General features: G+C 69.5%; 6 protein-coding genes and 1 pseudogene. 5 read left to right on the top strand and 2 right to left on the bottom strand.

Annotated elements, in window-relative coordinates; genetic code table 11:
- From AC08OV_RS11240 to AC08OV_RS11230, 3 genes are all read left to right on the top strand, one after another.
- On the top strand, window positions 1–971 hold a 971-nt coding region (locus AC08OV_RS11240; RefSeq protein WP_476619630.1), incomplete at its 5' end, for a dihydrolipoamide acetyltransferase family protein.
- A gap of 72 nt (window positions 972–1,043) precedes the next feature.
- Entirely contained in the window at window positions 1,044–1,991 is a 948-nt protein-coding gene (gene pheA, locus AC08OV_RS11235) for a prephenate dehydratase (protein WP_476614784.1), read from the top strand.
- Between the two features lie 347 nt (window positions 1,992–2,338).
- A complete protein-coding gene (locus AC08OV_RS11230) occupies window positions 2,339–3,733 on the top strand; it encodes a WS/DGAT domain-containing protein (RefSeq protein WP_476614783.1) in 1,395 nt (464 codons plus the stop codon).
- A gap of 350 nt (window positions 3,734–4,083) precedes the next feature.
- Here the strand turns inward: AC08OV_RS11230 and AC08OV_RS11225 are convergent.
- Window positions 4,084–4,920 (bottom strand): annotated as a pseudogene (locus tag AC08OV_RS11225) (CapA family protein); the annotation flags it as partial.
- Between the two features lie 388 nt (window positions 4,921–5,308).
- On the opposite strand from AC08OV_RS11225, the gene AC08OV_RS11220 reads away from it, so the two are divergent.
- The gene (locus tag AC08OV_RS11220) at window positions 5,309–5,818 is read left to right on the top strand and encodes an AMIN-like domain-containing (lipo)protein (protein WP_476614781.1); all 510 of its coding nucleotides are present in this window, start codon (window positions 5,309–5,311) and stop codon (window positions 5,816–5,818) included.
- A 248-nt stretch (window positions 5,819–6,066) separates the two neighbouring features.
- Here the strand turns inward: AC08OV_RS11220 and AC08OV_RS11215 are convergent, their stop codons facing one another.
- Entirely contained in the window at window positions 6,067–6,459 is a 393-nt protein-coding gene (locus AC08OV_RS11215) for an SCO5389 family protein (RefSeq protein ID WP_462189038.1), read from the bottom strand.
- Between the two features lie 375 nt (window positions 6,460–6,834).
- On the opposite strand from AC08OV_RS11215, the gene AC08OV_RS11210 reads away from it, so the two are divergent.
- Window positions 6,835–7,595 (top strand): metal ABC transporter solute-binding protein, Zn/Mn family (locus AC08OV_RS11210; protein ID WP_476619629.1); only part of this gene is annotated, 761 nt, incomplete at its 3' end.

Genomic DNA, 7,595 nt, shown 5'->3' with positions numbered 1-7,595 from the left:
CCCCGGCACCCACCCCGGCACCCGGACCGGCACCCGGACCGGCGACGCCACTCGGGCCTTCCGCCCAGACCGTGGTCCAGCCCGTGGTCAAGGTCGTCTCGCCCCTCGTTCGCCGCCTCGCCCGCGAGAACGCCGTCGATCTCCGAAAACTCGTCGGCACCGGCCCGGAGGGGCTGATTCTGCGCAGGGACGTGGAGACCGCCGTCGCCCTACGTTCCGCTCCGGCGCGCCCGGCGGAGACCGACTCGACCGTCGTCCCGCTGGACCCGCTGGCGCGGCGCGCGGCGGAGACGTTCGTGCGCAGCAGGCGCGAGGTGCCGGATGCCACCTGCTGGGTCGACACGGATGCCACCGCACTGCTCGCCGCCAAGGACACTCTCAACGACACTCCCAACGACCCCCTCAACACGGGGGGCACCGAGCCCAGAATCGGTCTCCTGGCGATTCTGGCCCGCATCTGCGTCGCCGCACTGGTCCGCTTTCCCGCGCTCAACTCCGCCGTCGTCACCGACGCGGACGGCCGCGCGACCGGCGTGCGCCACCACGCCGCCGTCCACCTGGGATTCGCCGCGCAGACCCCGCGCGGCCTGGTCGTGCCCGTGGTGCACCACGCTCAGGGCCTGACCACCGCTCGACTGGCCGCCGAGATCGCCCGGTTGACCGCCGCCGCCCGCGCGGGCACGCTCACTCCCGCCGAGCTGACCGGCGGCACGTTCACGCTCAACAACTACGGCGTCTTCGGTGTCGACGGCTCCACGCCCATCATCCACCACCCCGAGGCCGCGATGATCGGCATCGGCCGGATCGTCCCCAGGCCCTGGGCGGTGGACGGCGAACTGGCGGTCCGCAGGGTCGTGCAGCTCTCGTTCACCTTTGACCACCGGGTCTGCGACGGCGCCACCGCCGGGTCCTTCCTGCGCTTTGTCGCCGACGCGGTCGAAGACCCCATGGTGCTGCTGCGCCACCTCTGACCACTGCACCTCTGACCACCGCCTTACCAGCAGGCGATGACCGCTGCCCGCCCCGGTCCTAGGAGGTCTGTCTTGCCTGCTTACTCCCCCCGCTACACCTATCTCGGCCCTGAGGGGACCTTCACCGAGGCCGCGCTGCGGACGCTGCCGGCTACGGAGACGCATGAGCTGTTCCCCTCTCTCTCCGTGGCGGAGGCGTTGGACGCGGTCCGCAACGGGGACGCGTCCGGCGCGCTGGTACCGATCGAGAACTCCGTCGAGGGGGCAGTGACCGCCACGTTGGACGAGCTCGCGACCGGCAAGCCGCTGATGATCTGCCGTGAGGTGCTGCTACCGATCAGCTTCGCGCTGCTCGTGCGGCCGGGCACCACGCTGGAGGACGTCAAGACCGTCACCGGCCACCCGGTCGCCCGGGCCCAGGTACGCCGCTGGCTCGCGGCTCACCTGCCGTACGCGGAGTGGGAATCGGCCGCGTCCAACGCCGAGGGGGCCCGGCTGGTGCGGGAGGGGCGCTTCGACTGCGCCTTCGCCGGGGAGTTCACCGCGCGGCGCTACCGGCTGGAGGCCCTCGTGACCGACATCCACGACGTCCCCGACGCCACCACCCGTTTCGTCCTGCTCGGCCGTCCAGGCCGCGCCACCGCGCCGACCAACGCGGACAAGACGTCCATCGTGGTGTGGCCGGCCGCGGACGAGCCGGGCGCGCTGCTGGAACTCCTGCAGGAATGGGCCGTTCGCGGGGCCAACCTGATGCGGATCGAGTCCCGGCCGACCGGCGAGGGCCTGGGCCGGTACTGCTTCTCGATCGACGCGGAAGGACACGTCAGCGACCGCCGGGTGAGCGAGGCCCTGATGGGGCTGCACCGGATCTGCCGGAAGATCCGCTTCTTGGGGTCCTACCCCCGCGCCGACGAGGTCGCCCCGTCCGTACCCCCGAGCATGACGGACCACGAGTTCGTCAGGGCCGCCGACTGGCTCGCCCGCTGCCTGGACGGCCGTGGCGAGGACTGGGATGCGTGAGGACTGGGATGCGTGCGAACACGATCCAGCGGCCATTGTGCGGTGCGTCTGATGAAGCGGTGCCATAGCCCTTTCGTGGTGATGTCATAAACGTGTCATTATCTTGCGCTGGCGACGCCATATCCGATTGTCGCCAGATGATGGTGCCGTACGGTGCTCTTTTCCCCATTCGGGGATATTCCGCGGAGACGTGCGACACAGACCCCCGGCGGCCTGCTCGGAATCAGGAGTAATAGGTACATGGGCCCATGTGTCTTTGGCGTGTTGACGTGTCAATCTGGTGAAGTTGCCCAGCCCGATTCCCGGGCCCGCGCCCCGCGCCCCCGGACGGGGCGGGGGAGCGTCTGATGGCCCTGCTCGACGTGGTCACGAAGGCCGGTTCCGAGCGGGCGTACGCCCGTCCACTGACCTCGGGTGACCGGGCCTACCTCGCCTTCACCCGGCTCAATCCCGGGGAGTTCCAGGACGTCGGTGCGCTGCTGTTCATTGATGGCCCCCCGCTGGAGCTGGCGGACCTGCGGGCGCACGTCGCCGAGCGGCTGCGCGGCCCCCGGGCACGGATGCTTACCGACCGTCTCGAGACTGTCGCGGTCCGGTGCTCCGGTCGCCGCCCGACGGCGAACGAGACCCTCTGGGTCTCCGGTCCGGGCCTGAACGTCGACGATCACGTCGTCGCCCTGGACCTGCCGTCCGCCGCCGGTGCCAGCGGTGCCGACCGGGGCGTCGGTGGTGTCGGCGATGCGCGGCTGCGTGCCGCCGTCGACCGCATTGCCGCCCAGCCGATCGACATCAGCCGGCCGCCGTGGATGCTCTACCTGCTGCGCGCCCCGGGGTCGTCCGGGACGGTGCTGGTGTACCGGACCAGCCACATCCAGCAGGACGGCTTCGCGCTCTACCAGGCGCTGCACCTGCTCTTCGGGGGGGAGGGCGAACTCGACCTCGGTCTGCCCCCCGCGATCCGCCGGCCGCGGCCCTCGGACTACGCGGGTTTCGTCGGCCGGGGGCTGCGTTGCCTGGCTCCCACCCGTGCCCTCGACGCCTGGGGCGGACCGCCGGCCGGGCCGGCGCGACATTCCTGGGTCACCACCGATCTGGGCACGCTGCGCGCCGTGGCCCGCCACCACGATGTCACGGTCAACGACGTCTATCTCGCCGCGCTCGCCGGGGCGCTGCGGACGTGGTCCCTTCCCGAATGGCGCCGGGACCGGCAGCCCCTCCATGCGCTGATGCCCATCAGTTTCCGGACCGCCGCCGAACGGAACGTGCTGTCGAACTATTCCTCGGGCGTGCGTGTCCCGCTTCCCTGCGGGGAGCCGGACCCCGGCCGGCGGTTGGCGTGGATCGCCGCGGAGACCCGTCGCATGAAGAAGGGCGGGCTGGGGGTGGTGGAACGTCACCACTTCTCCACCATGGCGACGATCGCCTCGCCCCGCATGCTCGCGGGCGCCGCCGCTTACCCGGCCCAGACCCGGAAGATGGCCCTGGTGGCGAGCAACGCCCGAACGATGCGCGGGCCGCTGGCTGTCGCGGGACGTGCGGTGACCGGGCTGGTCGGCACGGGCCAACTACTCGTCGGACGTCAGCATCTGGCCGTCGCCATGCTGGGCATCGACGAGCGGGTCGGTGTCACGTTCGTGGCCAGTGCCAGCGTGCCGAACCACGCCTGGCTGGGGCAGCTGTGGCTGGCGGAACTCGACGTGCTCAGCCGGCTGGTGCCCCCACGCCGGCGTGAGCGTGTCTGACGGACCGGTCCTGATCTTCCGGCCTTCGTCGCTGGCCGAGGCTGCCGAAGCGCTGGAGCACACCATCGAGGGTTCGCTCCTGGCTGGCGCAGCGACAGCACGCCGGGTGCGTTGAGGTCGAACTGTGTCCCGAAGTCGCGGCTGATCCTGGTGAGAACTCCCCGTAGCCACCCCGCGTCTTCGGGTGCGGCGCGCCACAACCGCATCCGCCGTGCCCGCAGGGGCACCATCCGCAGGCCGGTCAGCGTCGCGCCGGGCGGGTCGGTGGAGATCTCGGCGAAGACGAAGTACGCCAGCCGTAGGTCGTCCCGGTACGTTTCGTAGCCGGTAATGCCCTCGTAGTCGTTGATGAAGTCGCCACAGCCGTACAGGACAAGCCGGTCCCGGTACACCTCGACGGGACGCGGATGGTGCGACGAGTGCCCGTGCACGACGTCGACACCGCCGTCGATGAGCCGGTGGGCGAAGCGGATCTGGTCGTCGTCTACGTCATAGCCCCAGTTGGATCCCCAGTGGATGGAGGCGACGACGAGGTCACCGGGGCGCTTCGCCCGCCGGGCGCGGGTGGTCACCTCCTCGGCGGTGGCGTCCGACAGTTCGGGGACGACGTCTAGGCCGGCCCGGCCCGGGGCCGCGGCCCACGCCCGTGGAATACCGCTGGAGGGCAGGCCGAACGAGAAGACCAGGACCCGCCGGCCCCCGCCGAGCGGGACCATGGCCGGTTTGCACGCCTCGTCCGCGTTGCGCCCGGCTCCCACCGCTCTCAGCCCGGCCGCGAACAACGCGTCGAGGGTCTCGACGAGCCCTCGGTGGCCGGAATCCAGCAGGTGGTTGTTCGCCAGCACGCACACATCGGGCCGGGCGGTGGCCAGGCAGGGAAGGTTGTCCGGACTCATCCGATAATGAACCGCCTTTCCGGCGGCGAAGTCACCGCACCGGGTGATGCTGTTTTCCAGGTTCACTACCCGAACATCGGGCTGGACCTCATCCAGCACGGGCAGTGCGTCACCCCAGGGCCAGGCGAAGTCGACCGGGCGAGGAATCGGGCCGTTCGCTGCTTCAGCCAGCTCGACATAGGCGCGGGCATCCCGGATATATCCCTCGGAAAGTCTCGGGTCGCCTGGATGCGGCAGAATCTGGTCGACGCCGCGGCCTAGCATCACATCGCCGCAGAGGAACAGCGTCACTGTGCCGTCGTGCACGGTTCCAGCCTAGGCCACCAGCCACCAGCCACCGGCCCGGATTCCTCCGGTTCGCCGAGTTGACGCCCCTCAGGGCAGGGCGGAACCTGTAGGCCGCGAGCGGAACCCCCGAGGGGGTGGCCTCATGCACGGAGTAAGGACCAACGCCTTCACCGAGGCTCATAACGGTGATCTGTGTCTCCCTCCGTGGCAGGGCCCTGACTCATACCGATTGCCGTGCGCCAGCTACCCGGAAACGGTCCGGGCGAGCGGCGCACACGCTCTGCGTGCGGTGCCTGGCCCGGCCCGGGCACCACCACAAGACGCTCGGCTACACGCATCAGGTTGGACGCCTTTCGGCGCCCCTCAGGCAGCGAAGAAGAAGGAACCAGAAATGAGAAGGATCGCCACAGTCACGAGCGCCGTCCTGCTCCTCACCCTCAGCTTGGTCTTCAGCGAGGTGGGGGTTTCTCGGGCGGCGGCTCCACCGGTCACACCTGTGCTCATGCACATCCGCTTCGCCCACGCGGCCAGCGCCCGGGTGGACATCGTCACCTTCACCTTCCGGCCGTCGGCGCCGAAAGATGTCAGAGCCGAGTACGTGCCGAGATCGGGGCTGATCCAGGACGGATCCGGTAATCGGGTCTTTGTGCTGGGACGATCCTTCGTGAAGGTCACCTTCCACAACGCCGCCGCACACAACCTCGAAGGTCAACCCACCGCTCCGAGGAACCTCTTCCCTCTCGGCCGGACAACGAATGTCGTCCACGTGAAGCGGGGCGGCGACTTCGAGGGTGTGGTGACCTACTACCTCGGGCTGTGTGGGCACAGGCCAGCACCGCCCGCGCATCCGACCGTGAGCAGCGTGGGCCGCGACGTCATCCTGAGCATCCCAACGCGGTAGCGGTAACACGCCACAGCGCCCTGTCCCGTTGCGCGATCGACGCTTTGGTGTTCGTGGCGTCGATGAACGCGAGGTAGGAGGTCCGTCTGCCTCGACGCTCCCCACGATCGACGCCATATTGCGGGTGGTACCCGATTCTGATCAGGGGCCAGGCGGGCCGGTGGATGAACGTCCAGGACAAATCAGGTACAAAATGGACAACACCGGCCCGCCGGGCCATCGAGATCAAAATATCCCGGGAGCCCAGGCTAGCAGTTGACGAATTCCGGTTGCTGGTTGAGGACCTGGCTCTCCGGGGAGATGAAGCGGCGGTACTGCTCGCCGCCCGTGGCCTGGGGGCGGAAAGCGGCCAGCCGATGGCAGTTCTGGAAGGCTAGCGCCACGCCGAAGTGCCGTTCCAGGGCCGCGCGTATCGAGGTGCTGGCCATCGCCCGCAACAGCTGGCCCTGCTCGGCGTCGTCCGCGGGCGGGGTCTGGTTGTCGGCGAAGTCGCGGGCTGCGGTGGGCAGCTCGCCGGCGAGCCGCTCGACCAGTCCGTAGGCGTAGGGCAGGGAAGTGCGGATACAGGCGAGGAAGTCGGCCTCGTCGACGTGACCTTGTTCGGCCTGCTCCAACAGGTCGGGCGACACCGTCAGGGACATGGATACCTCCTGGGCTGGTGGCAGCGACAACGATCACCACTGTCTTGGATACAACAACCGTTGTCAATATCGACAGTGATACTCCGTGTGCAGATCGATTGCGCCGCGGCGGCGCACCCCGACACCCCGCCGGATCTGCCGTGCGATGCGGCGCGTCCCGCCTCCGTACACCCGGTGCACGCCCGGTGCGCGCCCCCGATGGACGGCGCAGGGCGTCCGACCCGGCAAAGCACCTGGTCGATCATGCAGGCGGATGGGCGGATGGGCGGCCCGCCCCGCGTCATTGCCGACCGCTTGAACTCGAACTTGTAACGGTTTCCATTAGCCGCTACCTTTGCGAAAATGAATCCCGGTACTGCTAGCAGGTCCGGTCGGGTGACAAGCAGGGAGATCGTGGTGGATGGTGCACGGCTGGTCACGGTGCGGCGCTGGCGGGTGCGGCCCGGGCGGATGCCGCGCGGCCTGGGGGTAGTGGCCGCCGGCGTGGCGATGGTCGTGGCCGCGTGTGGGACGTCCTCGTCGGAGGACACCGGGACCGGCGCCACCGGCAGCGGGAAGATCGCTGTGGTGGCGGCCGAGAACTTCTGGGGCAGCATCGCCGCCCAGCTGGGGGGCGATCGGGTGGCGGTCACCAGCATCATCGACAATCCCGACGCCGACCCGCACGACTATGAGCCGACCCCCGCCGACGGCCGGGCGATCGCCGGTGCGCGGCTGTTCATCGACAACGGCGTCGGCTACGACCCGTGGGCGGGCAAGCTGGCGGCGGCCAACCCGGCGGCCGGGCGGGTGACGCTGACCGTCGGCGACCTGGTCGGCGCGAAGGACGGCGACAACCCGCATCGCTGGTACAACCCGGATGACGTCGCGAAGGTGATCGACCAGGTCACCGCCGACTACAAGAAGATCGACCCCGCTGGCGCGGGCTACTTCGATCAGCAGCGGGCATCCTTCACCGCCACGACCCTCAAGCCGTACACCGATCTCATCGCAACGATCAAGAAGAAGTACGCCGGGACGCCGGTCGGGGCCTCGGAGAGCATCTTCGAGATGCTGTCCCCGGCGCTCGGGCTGAACCTGCTGACCCCGCCGGCCTTCCTGCGCGCGATCTCGGAGGGCACCGATCCGACTGCCGC

The organism is Frankia sp. CeTa3Moorea (genome assembly GCF_978021225.1).
This window is presented reverse-complemented; position numbering and strand designations above follow the sequence as displayed.